We start from the raw sequence: 274 nt of genomic DNA on the forward strand, positions 1-274 counted from the left end.
TTTGCACTGTCTTGTGGTTTAAGTATTGATGTTGATTGCGTAGCTCTAAGTGCACTCGCCGATAGCCATAGCGACCCTGATGGACATTGAAGATCTGGGTAATATGGTCTTTAGTGTCCCGATAAGGGTCAGCTTTACTACTAGCCTCTCGCCAGTAGTAATACACGCTTTTAGCCATCTTGGCGATCAGCAGTAAGTCTAATAAACGGTAATGCGGCCTTAGCTCAGTAATTACTTGGGCTTGTTCTCTTTTACAGCTTTGCTCTGAGCTAAG

General features: G+C 44.5%; 1 protein-coding gene. It reads right to left on the reverse strand.

Annotated elements, in window-relative coordinates:
• Positions 1–274: IS3 family transposase (locus tag ICN11_RS10745; RefSeq protein ID WP_255539944.1), on the reverse strand; the 274-nt coding region annotated here is incomplete at both ends.

The organism is Polynucleobacter sp. 78F-HAINBA (assembly GCF_018882325.1).
In the GTDB taxonomy this organism is placed as follows: domain Bacteria; phylum Pseudomonadota; class Gammaproteobacteria; order Burkholderiales; family Burkholderiaceae; genus Polynucleobacter.